Genomic DNA, 18,930 nt, shown 5'->3' with positions numbered 1-18,930 from the left:
ATTCTATGGGGAGAAGTCACTCATGAAGAGTATTTCTAAAGTCATAAAGTTATCAGCAGCGGCAGCCAGTTTAGCTGCGCTTGCTGGTTGTGGTGGTGGGGATTCATCTGAGCCAGGTGAAGTACTGCTAACGTGTAATGTGCCAAATATACCTAATGCTGCAGGCACAGAATGTGTTCCACCGCCGCCATTAAGTTGCCCTGCACCTAAGTTTCCAGATGCTAAAAATGAAAGCTGTATTGTCGGTTATAACCCAGAGCTGCCAGAACCGGTCGCTTATGCAGGCGAAAACCAAGCGGTGCTTTATTACAACCGCATTAAAGATAACGATAATAGTGATAGCAACCCTAACTACCCCGGTTATAAGTTACACACTTGGAATAACGACACTTGTGATAGCTATGCCGCGCCTTTTGACTCAACAGATTGGGCAAACGGCCATTCGTTTGATGGAATTGACCCTAATTACGGTGCTTACTGGATCATTAATCTAAAAGAAGGCTATAGCGAATGTGCCAACTTTATTGTCCATATTGGTACAGAAGGTTCAGGTAAAGCTTTAGGTGACGGCGACTTAGTCATGAACCTTAAAGTACTGGCTGAAGAGGGTGAGCCAGAGGCAAACTTTAACCGCACAAACTTTACCATCCATGGTGAAAGCGATGTCTATGACTATCCTATTTTAGATGTTGGCTTTTCAATTGCAGGAGCAAGTGCACACTGGTTAGATCAAAATACCTTTGTGTGGAATGAAGATCCTGACGGCATTGCAAAGTTTGTTATTCATCATTCTGATAGTGCAGGAATTGCAGCTGACAATGATGGCAATATCAGTGGTACACAAGTTGAAGTGGTCACTAGTGAACTCACTGATGCCCAAAAAGCCCTAGTACCACATTTAGCTGACTGGCCAGCCTATGAAGCAAACTTCAGCGCAGATGAAGCAAAAGTTATCGCTAAAAATCAGTTAGTGATGGCGGCATATGATGGTGACAACAAACCTGTTGCTGCAACCCATGTGCAAGTGGCTAAAGTATTAGATGCTTTATACACCACAGGTGAAAATGATGCAGACGAAGCTGATTTAGGCATCATATACGATGGTAGCAATATTATGGCTAAAGTGTGGGCACCTACGGCTCACTCAGTTAACTTAAATATCTATGATGCAGCCAAGAATATGACCAACAGTGAAGCTATGAGCTTAGATACTGAAACAGGTATTTGGTCATTCAGTGGTGATATGAGCTTAGACAGAATGTATTACCGTTACGAGTTGACAGTATTTCATCCTGTGACCAAAGCAATTGAAACGTTAGAGTCAACCGACCCGTACTCACTTAATGTCTCTACCAATGGCCGCTATAGTCAATTTATTAATTTAAGTGACGATGACTTAAAGCCAGAAGGTTGGGATGACCACGAAGTCATGACGGTAGCAAACCCTGAAGATATTGTGATTTATGAAGGGCATGTACGTGACTTTAGTGCACGTGATGAAAGTACTTCAGAAGCGAACCGTGGCAAATACTTAGCCTTTACTGAAGAGGGCAGTGTTCCAGTAGAGCATCTACGTAAGCTCGCTGAGAGCGGCGTGACTCATTTCCATTTATTACCTGTTAATGATATCGCTACTGTTAATGAAGATCCTGCTGAGCGCGTAGATATCACCGATACCTTAGGCACCTTGTGTGACAAGATTGAAGATAACGCTGATGCCTGTGTTACCCAAGATAAGTCAGCCACAATTGAGTCAATCTTAGCAGGAGCCTTACCTGGTTCAAAAGATGCTCAAGCGTTAGTTAATGCGATGCGCGGCTATGACAGCTTTAACTGGGGTTACGATCCGCAGCACTTTATTGCACCTGAAGGCAGCTATGCAAGCGATGCTGATGGGATTGCCCGTGTAAAAGAATTACGCGAAATGAACCAAGCGTTGCATGGCTTAGGTCTACGCGTTGTTTTGGATGTAGTGTACAACCATACCAGTTCATCTGGGCTTTGGGATAACTCAGTACTTGATAAAGTCGTGCCAGGTTATTACCACCGTTATAACGAAATTACTGGCAACATTGAGTCTTCAACCTGTTGTGATAATACGGCAACAGAACATCGAATGATGGATAAGTTTGTCTCAGATTCGATGGTGATTCTAGCTGAGCAATATGGCTTTGACGGTTTCCGATTTGATGTCATGGGTCATATGCCTAAAAGCAGTATTTTAGCCGCACGTGATGCTGTACAAGCAGTTGATGCTGATAACTACTTCTACGGCGAAGGCTGGAACTTTGGTGAAGTGGCCGATAATCGTTTATTTGAACAAGCGGTTCAGGCCAATATGGCTGGCAGCGAAGTGGGTACCTTTAATGACCGTATTCGTGAAGCGGTTCGCGGCGGCGCATTATTTGCGCTAGAGCAAAAAGATGACTACCTGCGCGATCAAGACACCTTACGTTTATCAATGGCGGGTAATTTACAAAACTACGTTCTTAAAGACTTTAATGGTAATACTGCAACGGGTAGTAGCTTTAGCTGGAACTCTCAGCCAACAGCCTACACATTAGATCCGGCTGATAGTATTAACTATGTGTCAAAGCATGATAATGAGTCGCTGTGGGATATATTGCAGTACTCAAATGATATTGGTATGTCGCTTGATACACGAGTTCGTGTGCAAAATATTGCTGCAACCATTCCATTGATGAGCCAAGGCATTCCATTTTTACAAATGGGTGGTGACATGCTGCGGTCAAAATCTTTAGACCGAAACACTTATGATTCAGGCGACTGGTTTAACTGGGTCGACTTTACAAAAGAAAGTAATAACTGGAATGTTGGTCTCCCATTAGAGCAAGATAACGCTGAGAAAATGGAGCAAATTATTGCCTTAGCAGGTAACCCAAATTCAGCGCCTTCAATGTCTGAAATTGAGTTTGCTTCTAATGTATTTAACGAGTTCCTATCCATTCGTAAAGACAGTTCATTACTGCGTTTAACCACAGAGCAAGACATAATTGACCGTGTGGGTTTCCATAATATTGGTAAAAACCAAACCCAAGGTGTGATTGTCATGAGTGTGGATGATGGCGCAGGGTTAGTGGATATCGATCCAACTGTTGATGCCATGGTGGTGATGATTAACGGCAGTGAAAATGAGCAGTCTCATACTGTGTCTACAGCTGCTGGATTCAGCTTACATCCAACACTGGCAATGTCAGTTGATTCAACAGTACAGAGCGCTAACTTTAGTGAAGGCGAGGGTGAAGGTACCTTCACAGTACCTGCATACACCACAGCGGTATTTGTGAAAAACCAAGGTGATGCACAGGGTGCTGGTTTAAGTGCAGATGCTACGGCGGGTGCCCCTGATGTTGTTCCTTACGGTAGCGCAGAGGTCTTTGTGCGTGGCAGCATGAACGGCTGGGGCGAGGTCGATAGCTTTACTTATATCGGAAGCGGTGAGTATCGCGTCGCCATCACTCTAGCTGCAGGTGGTTATGACTTTAAGGTAGCTTCAGCGGATTGGAGCACAGTTGACTTTGGTGGCGTATCTGATGCAGAAGCGGGTGTGGATGAAGATGTTGCAGAGCCATTGGCAGCGGGTGGAGCAAACCTGAGCTTTACTGCAGCTATTGATGCGACATACGTGTTCTCACTTAATGCATCAGATAAAGATAACCCAGTGCTCACTGTCTATAACGAAGAGCCATTTGTTGGCACCACCGTTTACGTTCGTGGTGGTATGAATGGATGGGGTGAAGTTGATGAACTTATGTATATGGGCGGCAGTATTTATCAAGCTGAAATACTAGTCTCAGCTGCAAACCACGAGTTTAAAGTCGCTTCTGCTGATTGGTCTACGGTCGACTACGGTAGCCTAGATACAGACGGCACGGTGACTCTGGGCACTGATAAAGCATTAGCTGTTTCAGGTAGTAATATGAGCCTGAATTTTGAGACAGAAGAAATGTACACCTTTACTTTAGATATGAGTAATCGTGATGAGCCTATTCTGACTGTGAATAAAACAGACATGTTTGCTGGTAACACTGTGTATATTCGTGGTGGCATGAATGGCTGGGGCGAAGTCGATGCCCTAAGTTATCAAGGTTCGTCTGTGTACACTGTTGATATCGCATTAGACGCTGGCACAGCCGAGTTTAAAATCGCAACAGGTGACTGGTCTACAGTAGACTTTGGTGCTATTGCTGGTGAAGAAGCGGTAATTGAAGGTGATATTAAAACCTTAGCGTCGAAAGGAGCTAATATGCTGTTTGATGTGGCAACAGCTGGTACTTATCGCTTTACCGTTACAGGACCTAGCTCTAGTTCTCCGACATTGACCGTTGATGCGGTAAACTAGCAAGTCATTATATGAGACAAGTAAGGTTAATCATTTTTAATCACTAATTACTCATTATAACGCTGAAAAAGCCTAGCTAATGCTAGGCTTTTTTATGGACTCATTTTATGGGCTCATTTTATGGTTTTTTCACCTTTGAATGAGCAGTTTGCATTAAAGGTTATTCAAAAAAGAGTATCGAGTTCAACAGAATTTTCGAACTTAACAGGCAATGTTGAATCGAAGTGATACGTCAACAGAATGAAATTTAAACAAATATAATGGTTAATTGTTTGAAAAATGACAATAAATACAATTTTGGTGTAAAGACGACAAAAGTTGCAGATTTTGTTGTGGTTTTGTGTCTATACTAAAGCTGTAAACTAAATAAATGACAATAGTATTAAAAAGCAGACAGCTTGTTTATTAAGTTAACAATAATTTATGCAACCACCCTTGTGATCTAGGACACATGCCCCAAAATCTACTTGTGTAAGAATAAATATCTGCTAGAAAGTGAAGTATATAGCAAGGCTATATTATTAAAGGATAAGTTATCTATGAAAATAAATCTTTCAGGTCACCATGTTGATGTTACAGATACTGTAAAAGAAGACGTTAGCGCAAAATTCACTAAAATTGCCAGCCATTTCCCTACGCTAATATCGCTCGATATTATCATCTCAAAAGAACACGGCGAATTTGAAGTTGAAATCACGACAAACTATGAAGGAAGTCGTATAGCTGCCAAAGCCTCAGACCCTGTTATGTATCCAGCACTGTCTAGTGCGGGCAAAAAACTCGATGCAGCACTAAAGCATCGTAAAGGGCAGCTTAAAGCTGATTTACACAATAAGCCAAAAGTAACCACTCCAGAAATCGCTCATGAAAAAGTTCAAGAAATGGATTTAAAATAAACGATTAACGTTAGTTAAAGCATAAAAAACGCAGTCATTTGACTGCGTTTTTTATTGGAAGAAATGAATAACTAATTAGTCATTAATCTCAGCATTGTGATAAACGTTTTGTACATCATCACAATCTTCTAGTGCATTAATGAACTTGTCGAATGTCTCTACATCTTCACCAGTGACTTCAGTCATTGTTTGTGGAACAAAGGTGATGTGCTCAACTTCAAAGTTGATGTCTGCATTATCGTCAGTTAATGCAACTCGTACCTTGTTGAACTCAGTAATAGGGGCAAACACACTGATCATGCCGTCTTCTAATTCAACATCAGTTACGTCGACATCGGCCATCATCAGTAATTCTAGAATTGCTTCATCGTCGTCACCGGCAAAAACGAATACCGCTTGATGATCAAAACTATGAGCAACAGTACCTGGTCCACCTAATTTGGCATCGTTTTTAACGAATGCTTGGCGCACTTCAGTAAAGGTACGTTTAACGTTATCAGTTAAACAATCAACGATGACTGAACAGCCACCAGGACCGAAACCTTCATAGCGTGCTGTGTCGTAATCTTCGCCACCACCGCCTTTAGCTTTATCAATGGCGCGTTCGATAACATGAGCAGGAACTTGGTCTTTCTTAGCACGTGTGATTAAGCTACGTAGCGCTAAGTTACCATCAGGGTCAACACCACCATTTTTGGCACAAACATAAATTTCTTTACCATAGCGCGAGTATAAACGCGTTTTTTGGCCGGCAGTCTTTGCCATAGATTCTTTGCGGTTTTGGTATGCTCTTCCCATCTTGATCTCGTTTTATATTTCGAAAATTGCCGCTGATTCTAACAAAAATAATCGCAGCTGTTTAGTCTATATGGGCGTCTCAGTTGATGCAGATCAGCCGATATAGGATTATTAGGATTAATTTACCATAGATGCTGTTAAATTTGTGTAAGATATTGATTACTTGAATGAGGTATTAGTAACAATATTCGTCTAGACTGAAATAAGTGATATAAAAAGCATATCGTAAGCATGTAGTTAGCATCGGTAAGAGAGTAAAAATATGACAAAAGTGATTCAAGAACCGGCCACCACAGATAACGAAAATAAAGCGACGGTGACAGTATTATTTTATGAGGCTCCAGTGGGGTTACTAATGAAAAATACCGTGTTGACAGGATTAGATGTGAGCGAAACCGGCAGGGTAATGCTGCCTAATGATTTTAGGGCTGGCAAGTCGATAATTGCGGTATTAGACGGCGAATGTAAGATCCTCAACTCTTTAGGTGAACGTGTTTACGCACAGAAGAATTTAGTCTAATTCAGAACTAAATTTCTATTTACAACGTACCCTTAAAGCGTATTTTTAAGCGGCCACTTTTGAGTCGCTTTTTTAGTTGCAATTAAAAATGTTGTTATTTTTTTCAAGGAAGTCCTTTATGACTGCTTCGCTATTCACGCCTTACAAACTCAATGATACCTTAACCCTTAAAAACAAAATCATGATGGCACCACTCACTCGGTGTATGGCTGATGATGATTTAGTGCCGACTCAAACTATGGCTGAGTACTATGCTCGCCGCGCTGATGCAGGATTGATTATCAGTGAAGCCACAATTATCAGACCTGATGGCCAAGGATATGTGAATACCCCAGGTTTATATACTCAAGCACAAATCGAAGGCTGGAAAGTCGTCACTCAAGCTGTGCATGATAGAGGTGGAAAAATATTTGCTCAGCTTTGGCATACTGGGCGAGTAGCGCATCCTTTCTTTTTTGGTGAAGACAATGGCGAAGTAATATCTGCATCAAATGTTGGTATTGAGGGCACTATCCCACGTAATCGTGAGTTAACTTATCAGCAGCCTAAAGCGGCGACTCAAGCCGATATTAATCAACTGGTTGTTGACTATGCGAACGCTGCAGAAAACGCAATTGAAGCTGGTTTTGATGGTGTCGAAATCCACGGGGCCAATGGCTACCTAATCGATCAGTTTTTACATTACTCATGCAACAATCGTACTGATGAATACGGTGAAACGCCTGAAAATATGGCGCGCTTCGCTATTGAAGTTGTCGATGCTATTAGCGCTAAAATCGGTAGTGACAGAACCGCTATTCGGTTATCACCAGGGGCATATTTTAATATGGAACCTGATAGCCGTGACCGTGATGTGTTCGATTATCTATTGGCGCAATTTGAGTTACGAAAATTAGCTTTCATCCATTTAGGCATTTTTGATGACTCAATGGAGTTTGATTATCTTGATGGCAAGGCGTCGAGCTATTTAAGAAAGCATTACAATCAAACTCTGGTTGGAGTGGGCAGCTATACCGCTGAAACAGGCAGTAAAGCCATTGACGATAACCAGTTTGACTTACTTGCCATCGGCCGTGCTTTTATCGCTAATCCTGATTATGTAAGCAAGGTGCGTGATGGTAAGGCTCTGACCCCTTATGAAGACTCCATGCTCGCTGAGCTGGTTTAGCCTGTAATAAGTATTCTTTTATAGATTGAGTGCAGATTTAAGACAATACTTTTTCAGAAAGCACCGTTCTGAAAGCACAGTGCAGAAAGCACAGTATAGAAAGGCAGCTTAGTTAGGCTGCCTTTTTGTTAGTTGATGTAGAGTTACACATCACGAGAGCTAATCTGTATCTTCCTGAGTTAATGCAAGCGCTGCTTCAATGGTAGCAGCGGGTTTACCCAGTAAGTAGCCTTGAGCATAGTCAATTTTGTAATGCTTAACTTGCTTTAGCACTTCCTCTGAGTCGACAAATTCGGCCACAGTCTCTATCGACATTTTTTGAGCAAAGCTAGTGACGGTGGACACTAAATGCTGCGCCTTCGTATCTTTATCTAAATGGCGGATAAGTGAACCATCGATTTTAATAATATCGATATCTAAACGCATTAAGTGAACAAAGTTTGAATATCCCGCGCCGAAATCATCAATAGCAATTTTACAGCCGTAAGGCTTCACTTTAACGATGAAATCATGGACTAAATCATAGTTAGTAATTTCTTCACTTTCTAGTAGCTCAAAGGTAAGCCGAGTTGCGGTTTCTGGGTAGGATTTTAATAGCGAAATTAATGTATCTACGCGTTCTGAATCAGCAATATCTTCAAGAGAGATATTGACTGAAAATTCATAAGGTAGTGACTCAAACATTAAAAATGACTTTTCTAACATCACTTTCATCATTTTGGGATAAAGGCGAGAACGCACAGCTGTTTGCATGAATTGCCCTGGCACCAATACATTGCCGTCCGGCAGGCAAATTCGCATAAGGCACTCGAACTTAGGTTTGGAACTGACTGAAATACTGGTTTCTGACCCAGTTTGTGCAGATAATGGCTTTATCAGCTGAACGTATGGAGTCACTAAGTTGTTTTGCACCGCTGAAACTAATAAGCGGCTTTGATGCATGTTTGCCTCAAAAGCTTCAGGATTAGACATATCAGAGGTAAATAAGCGATACCTTTGGAACTGACGTCTGGCAATACGCCTAGCTAGGTCTGCTTGTTGGTGAAGCTGAGAATACTGGTCATTAACACGATGAGCGCCGCCAGCACTCAATGTGACATATAATTCGTTATCATCAATGACAATAGCTTGATGGCTTACATGATCAATTAGTTGTTCAGCTAATAGCTGCAGCTGCTGGTCATTAAATGCTATGGCTACCAGTACCACAAATTCATCTGCGCCAGTTTTATACAGGCTATGGGACGATGCGTTCATCTCAAAACTATTTGCTACCTTTTGGATAATGACATCACCTGTTTTTACGCCATAGAAGTCATTAATCTCAGAGAAGTCAGTAATATTAAAAACCAATAACGAACTTACAGTGTGTTGTTGTAAATCAGCGTACAGCTTTTTACGGTTAGGTAATCCGGTTAAATTATTAAAATAAGCTTCTTGATACAGTTTACTATTTTGCTGCTCGATTTGATGAAAACTGTTAGCTAAAGACTCACGCATTAACTCGAAATTATCGCCTAGTTGTTGGATTTCATCTTGGCTATTAAGTTTTAGTTTTTGAGTAAGGTCGCCTTTAACTATCCTTTGAGTCCAATTTGTCAATGTAAGAATATCTGCTGTCACTATTTTACCGACACTCACCAATAGCCAACTGGCTAAACTCAGTACCCCTGATAATAGTAATAACTGAAACAATAAAGTGTTTAGTAGTTCTGCACCATAGAGTTTGACTTGTATTGAGCCGCCGTAAAAACCTTGCAGTTGCCCGCGGGATATAATGGGCTGCATGACTTGGCTAAAACCTAATACCCATTCACTTTGACGGGTTTTATTGGTTTCAACATGCCTAATACTGCGGGGGCGTTTTGCTGTCATTAATTGACCATTTAATGCATTTTCTTTTGCTTCAGGGATTAATGCCGCCCACATCCCTTTAATAAAATAATCATCAGTACTATTGAATCCGAGTTTTTGTGCTCGATTAAGTTGTAGCGATTGATTTTGCTGACGATGGTGCAAAGATATTAACTCGCCATTTTTATCTAACACAGCAAAGTCAGACAAAGTAATTTGAAAAAGGCTGGTTTGTTTTTTATCTATTCGCGTTGTCGCGGGGGAGAAAAACTGGTTAATGGCTGTATCGATATTAACTTTTTGGCTTTTTAAGTCATCAAAATCAATGTGATTACTGGCTAAGACTAAATGCATGTTATGCAAAGTGTCACTGATGCTGAGCTTAATCAATTGCCGATTTTGATGTAGTTGATAACTAAAAAATATGACTTGAACACATATTAAAATCAGCACATTTGACAGTACTAGCTTGCGATATAACGGCATTTTTAAATGCAGCAGCCAATACAATAGTGGTTCTAACAGGCAATATAATAAAAATGCACCAATTACCGCTAAGGTTAGTAATTGGCTGATTACCGCAATTTTAGGCCAGTCAGCAACTTCAATTAAAGAGTTCTTATCTCCCCATGGATTAACCGCAGTATTTGGATTGTTAGGATCCAATATCCATATGACTTGTTCTTGCCCTTCAACGTCTAAAACAAGTTTGTACTCAATATCGCCAGGGTGAATGGGTAAAAGGTATTGCCATTGATTATCACCAGAACTGCGCATCTGATAGAAGGGATCATCACTATGCCAATCAGAAAAACTACCACTGACAAATACGTTTAATATTTTACTCTTTGCAGATAAGCCATAATGCTGATTAAGTTCGTCAGATAACGGCAAGGAGAGGTTGATTTCGTAAGGTGTTAGCGCATCATCAGCAAGATAGGATATAAGCCAAGTTTGTAACGGCCACAGGCAAAGTAAAGCTAGCAATACTCCCAGCCTTATCTTCCATTTATGTAAATAGTGAGCAACTAAACTCAATTAATGGCCTTATATTTAACTGTATTTACTTTAATGTTGAATCAATATTTTTAGAATTAATTACAATGAAGTGAATGTAATTATTCACAATTATGTATCAATATGGGCTGAATTTTAGGCAAGGTCAACAGTCTTATTAAGAAATATTTCAAACACTTAAATATTATTTTTAACTTGTCTAATTTCCCTGAAGTGAGCTTTAACTGAGGCTACAATGCCATTGTCTGTCAAATTTAATCCCTGAACTGTGATATGTGCAATATTCAGTTGCTAGCTGATATTTTACTTATTAAGTATAATGTTAATTATCTATTTCTGTTAATTCGTCAACGCTACTCATGCTTGTGGCAGAAACGCTTGTTGCAGAAACCTTTTAAATTAAAGAGAAAATATCATGAGCACTATCCCACCATGTCCTAAATGTGAATCTGTCTATGTATATGAAGATGGCTCGCAACTTATTTGTCCTGAATGTGCTCATGAATGGAACCCGAACGAAGAAATCGTAGATCCAGATGCCATCATCTTAAAAGATGCTGTTGGTAACTTACTTGCTGAAGAAGACAAGGTGACTTTGATTAAAGACCTTAAAGTGAAAGGTTCTTCATTAGTGCTTAAAGTGGGTACGAAAGCTGTGGTCAAACGTTTTGTTGATGCTGACCACGATATCGATTGTAAAGTTGATGGTCATGGTCAAATGATGCTTAAATCAAAGTTTGTTAGAAAGCAAAACTAATCAAGCTTAACGACGATATAAAATTCTAAAACACCTGCTTTTATGCAGGTGTTTTTTTATCTCTAGATGGACTTGAACTAACATTCAGTAATTGAAAGTTAAGTCTTTTTTAGAGCTTTGTGTCATTTTCACACGTTACATTTGAAACAAGTATATTCATTTTGTACTATTTCCAGAATGCCTTGGAGGGCCAAATGAAAAAACGAATTCTTTTTGTGTGCACGGGTAACTCATCTCGTTCGCAAATGGCCGAGGCAATTATCAATCGTGATTATAGCGATAAATATGAAGCGTTCAGCGTGGGTAGCAAACCTAAAGATATTAATATTAGAACGCTTAATACATTGAAGTTAGCTGGTTACTCAACAAGTGAATTAACTTCAAAGCCATTAAACTATTTTGATGCTGAAAAGTTTGATTATTTGATCTCGCTTTGTAGCTCCGCAAGAGGGGAGTGCAGCAACATATCTGGCGTTTCAGAAACGATCTCTTGGGATATTATTCCGCCTAAAAAAGTGGCATCAGATGAGCGGTTTGATAAGACACTAGAAGAGCTGCAAGAACGCATCCGACTTTTTACACTTATCCACTCAGACTCAGATGAAGAACAATTCAATGTAGAAACGTTCTTAAAGTGTATATCAGATAGAACCCGCTTAATAATAACCTTACTATTGCATGTTGAAAGGGAATTAAGTGTTAGCGAAATATCTGCAGCCTTACAAACACATCAAACTAAAGCTTCTCGCTGTTTAGCGCATTTAAAAAGCCACGGCGTGTTAAAAGACAGAAGACAAGGGTTGCGTATATTTTATTCTGTATCGCCAACATTGCCTCAATGGGCAAAGGTAATGCTAGAGCAAGCCGTTATCGCCAAGCACACCCAATTACAAGCCACGTTAAAGGTGTTGAACTCGACCGAAAGGCCTGTGATAGAGCACTAAAATAAAAACAAAGAGTTGAATGCTAAAACTAAGCTCTAGCAGCTAACCCTAGAATGATATATCTGAACTAATATATCTGAAATAATATATCTGAACTAAATAGCGATACGGGAACTAGCAATCATTCGCGGTAAACAAAAAGGGCTTAGCATTGCTGCTAAGCCCTTTTAAGTATTTGGTGGAGGCGGCGGGATTTGAACCCGCGTCCAGAAAGCCTACATCCAAGGCGCTACATGTTTAGTCTCTCTTTTGGTTAACCAAGTACACTCCGAAAGACAGGATTGCAATTGGCGAGTCCGATACTATTTCGCGGTTCACCCTCGGACGGAGTTCCCTCGCTATCAAATGTAATATGACCATCTTGAATCCCTGCCCATTTGAGAGACGTGGGTAAGATGGCTAGCTAGCCTAAGCTGCTAGAGAGTAGTTAGAGTCGTTAGCAACTATAACAGTGCGGCTTTTTACGAGGCCAACCGCCCCTCGACATGCTCCCAGGGTTTCGTGAATCCTGTCGAATCCAGAATCGCCCCCAAAGTTTGTTGATTGTATCGGGTAAACGCTAAAATACCTAGCGTATTCCACTAAAATACAATCGTTTGTATATTATCCGTCCAGTCTACTCTTTTTCATGACACGTGACTGTTCTACTTTCCATTCACGTTCTTTAGTATCTTGGCGCTTGTCGTGATCTTTTTTACCTTTACCTAAACCAATCTCAACTTTAACCCAAGCGCTTTTGCGCCAGTATAGAGATAGCGGTACTAAGGTATAACCTTGACGCTCAATTAAGCCTTCAAGTTTATCAATTTCGCTGCGCTTCATTAGTAGCTTTTTAGTACGAATCGGATCGCACACTACATGAGTCGTTGCTGTGTTGAGGGGTTGAACAGTACAACCATGCATGAATGCTTCACCGTTTTTGATGAAAACATAGCAATCGGCTAGGGTCACTTTACCCATGCGCAGGGATTTAACTTCCCAGCCTTGTAGCTCAAGTCCTGCTTCTATTTTTTCTTCAATTTTAAATTCAAAGGTCGCGCGCTTATTACGTGTAATCGTAGCGGGTGGATTCTTTGATTTTTTCGAATTCTTTTTTACCATAATCGCGTGTACTGCCCGCTGTTATCCCATTTAAAAGATCTGCTCACTTTTCAAATATTGCAGATATGGGGGAGAGAATAAACTAATCAAGGGATTATACCCAAACCACTTAAAGATGCGAGTTTATTCCTTAATCGTAATGGATGCGTTTTAGCTCAGGCGTGTTAAAATTGGCAGATTGTTATCGATAGTGTTGTTATTCATGCCAAAAATTTCAAAAAATGTGCTGGTTCGTTTTAGTGCGATGCAAATGTATGATCTGGTTAATGATGTTGAATCTTACCATGAGTTTCTACCTGGTTGTGTCGGTGGTAAAGTCATTGAGTTTGATGGTAAGACTATGGTTGCATCGGTCGATGTTTCTAAAGCAGGTATTCGTAAAACCTTCACCACAAGAAATCAGGTTGTATCTGGCAAAAGCGTCTCATTAACATTGGAAAATGGGCCGTTTAAAAACCTTGATGGTATGTGGCGCTTTACTGAGCTTACTGAAGATGCGTGCAAAGTAGAGTTTGACTTAACTTTTGAGTTTTCTAATCCACTTGCAGATATGGCATTTGGTCGAGTGTTTAAAGAATTAATGAACTCAATGGTGACTGCATTCACTGATAGAGCTAAGGTGATTTACAATGACAAATGATGTTGAAACATTTGCGGTCGATGTGATTTATGCGCTACCGACTCAGCAAAAAATTATTACAGTCAATGTGACACCTGGTACTAGTTTTATCGAGGCGGTAAAGCAAAGTAATATTGTGAGTTTTTTCCCTGAGATTGATATTGAAACCGTGAAGTTAGGGGTATTTAGTCGTCAAGCGAAACACGATGAAGTATTACAGCAAGGTCAACGAGTTGAAATTTACCGACCACTCATCGCCGATCCCAAAGATGTACGCCGTAAGCGTGCTGAAAAAGCAAAAGAAGAAGGCCGCAGCAATAAAATCACCGGTGCTAAACTGAATTAGCTGGGCTTGGTGATATGAGGCTTATTTGTAGTCGCTTAGTTGTAGTCGCTTAGTTGTAGCCGCTAAGTTTAAGCAACTTAGTCACTTTTTGTGGTTACCAAAAAACAGACATTAAAAAAGCGGAAAGAATTATCTTTCCGCTTTTTGTTTCTGCAGGTTAAGTCTTGTTAAACTTAAGCTGATTATTCGCCTTTATCATTACCTTGAGAGCCGCCTTTTGGCACATCGTTCTCATTTTCAATACGTTCTTCTTTAACCAGAGGTTTTGCATCACCTCGAATAGTATTAGGGTCTTGCTCTGGCAACAAAGGAGCGACAACGGGGGCAGAAACTGTTGGCAACGCGCCTTCATTAAGTGGTGTATCAAAATCATCACTTAACTTGTAGTCACCTTCAACTCGCTCAAGTAAGTCACCGTCAAAGTATAAGATAAGTTCTTTATGAGTCACGCTGGCATCACGGCCACTTTTAAAGTGATAAACGTAGTACCAAATATTATCAGCGAAACTATCACGAAGTACTGGGCGGCCTAAAATATATTCAGCCTGCTCTTTAGTCATTTCAACACGTAGCTTTTCTACCTGCTGTAACTCCATGTAGTTACCTTGCGGTACATCAGGCTTATAGATTAACCAATCAAAAACACTACACGCACTTAAAGATACTGAAAGCGCAACTGCGCCTAAAAGGGTAAGACTTTGTTTTTTGTTTATCATTGTCTGCGCTATTTCCTAAAAATCTGACGCCATCATACCCAAGGCTTCCCTATGCTGACAAGTGGCTTTATCTGTTGAATGCTATAACTGTGTGAATAATAGAGTGGTTAGTGCTGAGTTAGTTCCTTATTAGAGTAGGAAACTTGACTATTTACTCAATTAAACCACTTTGAATGTTGCAAAAATGTAGAAAAATATGGTAAATCCAAGAGTAATTATATAAGTTTGAATAATGGGGCTTAGCTGAGACAGATAAATTGATTAATTAAGTTAATTCATAAACCTGCATAGCCCGATACGTGCTTAATATTCGTTCTAATTTGACAAAAAGAATAATGATTAACGATGTCATCAAAAGAAACTAAAAGAAATCAACAATCACTGGCACCTCAAAAATCTGCAGGTAAGGTGACATTTGTGGGGACGGGTCTGCAACTTGCGGGGCAGATCAGTGTATTAAGTAAAAGCTACATTGAAAATGCTGATTTAATTTTTTCACTGGTTCCTGATGGGTTTACTGAACGTTGGCTAGTTAGTTTAAATGCTAATCATCACTCACTTCAGCCTTATTATGCCCAGAAAGGTGAAGTCAAAAATCGTCGTGACACTTATTCACAAATGGTCGACGCCATACTCGAACAAGTACGTCTTGGCTTAAACGTAGTTGTTGCTTTGTATGGGCATCCTGGCGTTTTTGCTTGTGTGTCGCATTTATCGATTAAGCAGGCGAGATTAGAAGGTTATCAAGCCGAAATGCTGCCAGGAATTTCTGCAGAATCGTGCCTGTGGGCTGATTTAGGTATCGATCCTGGCACTTCTGGACATCAAAGCTACGAAGCCACTCAGTTTATGCTGTATCAGCATATTCCTAACCCTAAAACCCATCTACTCCTGTGGCAAATATCGTTAGCTGGCGAACATACTTTAACTGAATTTTCGACAACATCAGAACGGTTAGAGATCTTAGTGGATCATCTATCACAGTGGTATCCCCGTGAGCATGAGGTCGTCATTTACGAAGCTGCTACCTTACCTCATTTAAAACCTAGAATTGAACGTTTCAACCTTGAGCAGTTGCCCCATGTTGAACTCAGCACTATTAGTACATTATTAATACCCCCCTCAGAGCAATTAGCTTTAAATTTCGACATATTAAAGCGCCTTGGGATTGAAGCTTGCGATATTGGATAAATCTTTTAACACTAAAATGGAAATTACTATGTCAAAACTTAGCTCTTTTTTAACGGATTTAAGCTCGGATGCAAAATTAAAACAAGCCTATGAAAGCTCGCCTGAAAAAGTCATGCAGGATTACGGCTTGAGTAAAGAGGAACAAGAAGCTGTAATGTCATGCGATGAAGGTAAAGTCTGTGCGTTAATTGGGGATGTTGATAAATCTAAAATATTGTTTGTTCATCATTCCTAGGTTAATGGCTTGAAATTTATATTATTGTTTTTGTTTTTTCTAAGTCCCTTTGTTTTTGCCAATATTGACCAGCAAATTGACGTAGAGTTATTGGAATTAGAAAAAACAATGAAAACTTCCCCTGATGAAGGGGAAGTGCTTTTTAGTGCCTTACAAGATAAAAGCTCGATTTTAAATAATGACCAGCTTGCTAGGTTATGGATGATCGATGCCCAAAGACAAATAATGATAGGCGATTTTGAGACAGCACTAATTCGCCTAGATGATGTACAAAAAGTGGCAAAAGATAGAATAATATTAACCCAATCTTATATGTATAAGGTCACTTCTTATATTGGGTTAAAAAATTACACTTCTGCATTTATTGAATTAAGAAAGAACCTTGAACGAGTAGAAACCTACCAAGATTTAGAATTAAAACTAGAGTCATATTTACGTATTTTAAATGTATACCTAGACATGGATGCATATAAAGAAAGTAAACGAATTTCTGAAAAACTATTGGCCTTGAATAAACAGCAGTCACCTAAAAGCCACTGCTATGGGCTTGTAGGACTAGGCTACAGCAATTTAAATTTGAGACTTTACCAAGAAGCTTCCTCCAGTTTTGATGAAGCATACGCTTATTGTCAAACTCACGAGTTTTCTCTTGTTGCGGCTATGGCCATTAAAGGGTTAGCTGAAATTAACCTGGAAAAGAGTGAATACAGTAAGGCTAAAGAGCAATTGGAAACGGCTTTAAAGGTTTATCAAAGGTTCAATTTCAGCTACGAACTATCAAGGACAAACGCACTATTAGCGATAGTCCATTATCATATTAAGGAATTCGAAACTGCTAACCAGTATGCTGAATTGGTCAATGCGCTACCCAATGATTCTATTTATATGTTACCTAAGAGAAAAGTAAGTGAAATATTATCAATGCTTGCTAATCGACAAGGTAGATACAAAGAAGCTTATCAATATCAGGTTCAAGCCCATGCTTTAGATATGCAATTAATCAATGAGAAAAAAGTAAAAGAAAATGCCTACCAAATGGTTAAGTTCGATTCCGCAGAGAAAACTCGTGAACTCAACCAACTCGTACAAGATCATGAAATGATTGCCAAGCAGCGAAGCATATTGAATAACGAAAAGAGTGCTTCCTTTATGTTTTCTACAGTCCTTGTTGGCACAGTAGTATTTCTGAGTTTACTGCTATCTGCAGCGTGGATGCAGCGAAATCAATTTCGTAAACAGGCTCAGATAGATGCATTAACAGGTTTATATAATCGTGGCGCAGGACTTGAAAAAGCCGAGAACGAGTTCGTGCAAGTTCAAGCTCGCGAAGAGACCATTAGTATTATCGTAATCGACTTGGATTGGTTTAAAAAAATCAATGATAGCTTTGGTCATGCAACCGGTGATTGGGCACTGAAAAAGATCTCTGAGACTATTCAGGAACATGTCAAATCCAATGATATTATTTGCCGTTTAGGTGGCGAGGAATTTGCGATTTTTATGCCGTTAACCAATATGGAAACTGCCTATCAACTCGCTCAAACACTGTGCGCCGCCTTTGCAAATATCAATACCCGATATTCAGGGCATCAATTTACCATCACTGGAAGCTTTGGTGTCAGCGAATTAACCAAAGATGACTTGAGCTTAGATCCCATTTTAAATCGTGCTGACAATGCGCTATATCAAGCCAAGTCTGCAGGCAGAAATCGAGTTGTTAAGTCCTAGGCAGTTGCTTAATTTGACCTGACCCCTTTGTTAGACAGCATTGTTATACAGCCCATCAAAACTAGTTTTTCTCATTTATAGCATTATATTTTACCTATCCTAAAGCGATCTTATATCAGGCTATCAATCTAGCTAACTTAGCCATATTGAGCCAGACTAATCCAGTCGTACATTCAATCGAAATAAGCACCAAAATTAAAGGATTAGTTCGCTTTCAGGGCTATTCGAGTCAGGGTCAATGCTATCTGTATGAATGAAACTTACATATAAAAACGATTATTATGCTTGAAAGTGGCTGCAGTGTTTCAAGTTATCTCAGTTTTCAACCTGGGTAGTTTTTTACTTTAAGTAACTATTAAGGCCTCAATGTAAGATTTACTTCTCATTCTTAAACGCTACTTTCTGCTGTTTACCCAATCAAAAAAGTGAAAAATGACACTTTTCTTACTTTTTTATAAAAATATTTAACTTTTTTTGCTGTAAACCAATAAAAAGAATGATGTTGATCGGGTAACATCTCCCGAGTGCTAGAGTAAATATTCTAAATTGGTGCTTACGTTTTCGTAAGCGTCAATTTAAAACGGTTGTTTGAAATCGGTTGTTGCCTTATGTATGTTAAGTTATTGTTTTTATTTAACTCCTCTCCTTTACCCCTTGGTTAGTTCAAAACGGAAGCC

General features: G+C 39.7%; 15 protein-coding genes and 1 other RNA gene. 11 read left to right on the top strand and 5 right to left on the bottom strand.

All coding sequences use genetic code 11. The features are described from left to right. Positions 1-22 precede the first annotated feature (22 nt). Both FNZ24_RS04865 and hpf read left to right on the top strand, forming a co-directional pair. The gene (locus tag FNZ24_RS04865; RefSeq protein WP_153913347.1) at positions 23-4,363 is read left to right on the top strand and encodes an alpha-1,6-glucosidase domain-containing protein; all 4,341 of its coding nucleotides are present in this window, start codon (positions 23-25) and stop codon (positions 4,361-4,363) included. 539 nt (positions 4,364-4,902) lie between these two features. Next, a complete protein-coding gene (hpf, locus tag FNZ24_RS04860; protein WP_153913346.1) occupies positions 4,903-5,259 on the top strand; it encodes a ribosome hibernation-promoting factor, HPF/YfiA family in 357 nt (118 codons plus the stop codon). Positions 5,260-5,334: 75 nt separating this feature from the next. Here the strand turns inward: hpf and FNZ24_RS04855 are convergent, their stop codons facing one another. Next, positions 5,335-6,057: a YebC/PmpR family DNA-binding transcriptional regulator gene (locus FNZ24_RS04855; RefSeq protein ID WP_153913345.1), complete on the bottom strand. Its 723-nt coding sequence runs from the start codon at positions 6,055-6,057 to the stop codon at positions 5,335-5,337. 262 nt (positions 6,058-6,319) lie between these two features. Between FNZ24_RS04855 and FNZ24_RS04850 the strand changes: the two genes are divergently transcribed. Together FNZ24_RS04850 and FNZ24_RS04845 are read left to right on the top strand one after the other, a co-directional pair. Beyond that, entirely contained in the window at positions 6,320-6,577 is a 258-nt protein-coding gene (locus tag FNZ24_RS04850) for a TIGR02922 family protein (RefSeq protein ID WP_102526490.1), read from the top strand. Positions 6,578-6,695: 118 nt separating this feature from the next. After that, complete coding sequence (locus tag FNZ24_RS04845; protein ID WP_153913344.1) at positions 6,696-7,745, top strand: alkene reductase; 1,050 nt, start codon at positions 6,696-6,698, stop codon at positions 7,743-7,745. A 159-nt stretch (positions 7,746-7,904) separates the two neighbouring features. On the opposite strand, the gene FNZ24_RS04840 is transcribed toward FNZ24_RS04845, so the two are convergent. After that, on the bottom strand, positions 7,905-10,637 hold the full coding sequence (locus FNZ24_RS04840) for an EAL domain-containing protein (protein WP_153913343.1): 2,733 nt from the start codon (positions 10,635-10,637) through the stop codon (positions 7,905-7,907). Positions 10,638-11,031: 394 nt separating this feature from the next. Here FNZ24_RS04840 and FNZ24_RS04835 point away from each other — a divergent pair, with 394 nt between their 5' ends. Together FNZ24_RS04835 and FNZ24_RS04830 are read left to right on the top strand one after the other, a co-directional pair. Beyond that, positions 11,032-11,373: a zinc ribbon domain-containing protein YjdM gene (locus FNZ24_RS04835; protein WP_194944997.1), complete on the top strand. Its 342-nt coding sequence runs from the start codon at positions 11,032-11,034 to the stop codon at positions 11,371-11,373. Positions 11,374-11,567: 194 nt separating this feature from the next. Further along, positions 11,568-12,317 (top strand): metalloregulator ArsR/SmtB family transcription factor, encoded by a 750-nt coding sequence (locus tag FNZ24_RS04830; RefSeq protein WP_153913341.1) that lies wholly within the window; start codon positions 11,568-11,570, stop codon positions 12,315-12,317. Between the two features lie 176 nt (positions 12,318-12,493). Here the strand turns inward: FNZ24_RS04830 and ssrA are convergent. Together ssrA and smpB are read right to left on the bottom strand one after the other, a co-directional pair. Continuing rightward, positions 12,494-12,848, bottom strand: a transfer-messenger RNA (tmRNA) gene (gene ssrA / locus FNZ24_RS04825). A gap of 72 nt (positions 12,849-12,920) precedes the next feature. Then, positions 12,921-13,418, bottom strand: a complete 498-nt coding sequence (gene smpB / locus FNZ24_RS04820; RefSeq protein ID WP_153913340.1) for an SsrA-binding protein SmpB — start codon at positions 13,416-13,418, stop codon at positions 12,921-12,923. A 202-nt stretch (positions 13,419-13,620) separates the two neighbouring features. Between smpB and FNZ24_RS04815 the strand changes: the two genes are divergently transcribed. Continuing rightward, positions 13,621-14,058 carry an SRPBCC family protein gene (locus tag FNZ24_RS04815; protein WP_153913339.1) on the top strand — a complete coding sequence of 146 codons (438 nt, stop codon included), beginning with the start codon at positions 13,621-13,623 and terminating at the stop codon, positions 14,056-14,058. Then, positions 14,048-14,383, top strand: a complete 336-nt coding sequence (locus FNZ24_RS04810) for an RnfH family protein (RefSeq protein WP_153913338.1) — start codon at positions 14,048-14,050, stop codon at positions 14,381-14,383. Before FNZ24_RS04815 ends, FNZ24_RS04810 begins: the two co-directional genes overlap by 11 nt. A 182-nt stretch (positions 14,384-14,565) precedes the next feature. On the opposite strand, the gene FNZ24_RS04805 is transcribed toward FNZ24_RS04810, so the two are convergent. Beyond that, complete coding sequence (locus tag FNZ24_RS04805; protein ID WP_153913337.1) at positions 14,566-15,099, bottom strand: outer membrane protein assembly factor BamE; 534 nt, start codon at positions 15,097-15,099, stop codon at positions 14,566-14,568. 345 nt (positions 15,100-15,444) lie between these two features. Between FNZ24_RS04805 and FNZ24_RS04800 the strand changes: the two genes are divergently transcribed. The 3 genes from FNZ24_RS04800 to FNZ24_RS04790 all read left to right on the top strand — a co-directional run bounded on the left by FNZ24_RS04800 (position 15,445) and on the right by FNZ24_RS04790 (position 18,253). Beyond that, positions 15,445-16,290: an SAM-dependent methyltransferase gene (locus tag FNZ24_RS04800; protein ID WP_153913336.1), complete on the top strand. Its 846-nt coding sequence runs from the start codon at positions 15,445-15,447 to the stop codon at positions 16,288-16,290. 28 nt (positions 16,291-16,318) lie between these two features. Beyond that, positions 16,319-16,525 carry a hypothetical protein gene (locus FNZ24_RS04795; RefSeq protein ID WP_153913335.1) on the top strand — a complete coding sequence of 69 codons (207 nt, stop codon included), beginning with the start codon at positions 16,319-16,321 and terminating at the stop codon, positions 16,523-16,525. Between the two features lie 108 nt (positions 16,526-16,633). Continuing rightward, positions 16,634-18,253 (top strand): GGDEF domain-containing protein, encoded by a 1,620-nt coding sequence (locus tag FNZ24_RS04790; RefSeq protein WP_153913334.1) that lies wholly within the window; start codon positions 16,634-16,636, stop codon positions 18,251-18,253. The last annotated feature ends 677 nt before the right edge of the window (positions 18,254-18,930 follow it).

The organism is Shewanella sp. TC10, assembly GCF_009663145.1.
Classification (GTDB): Bacteria; Pseudomonadota; Gammaproteobacteria; order Enterobacterales; family Shewanellaceae; genus Shewanella.
The sequence above is the reverse complement of the archived record's forward strand: the minus strand, read 5'-3'. Positions and strand labels throughout refer to the sequence as shown.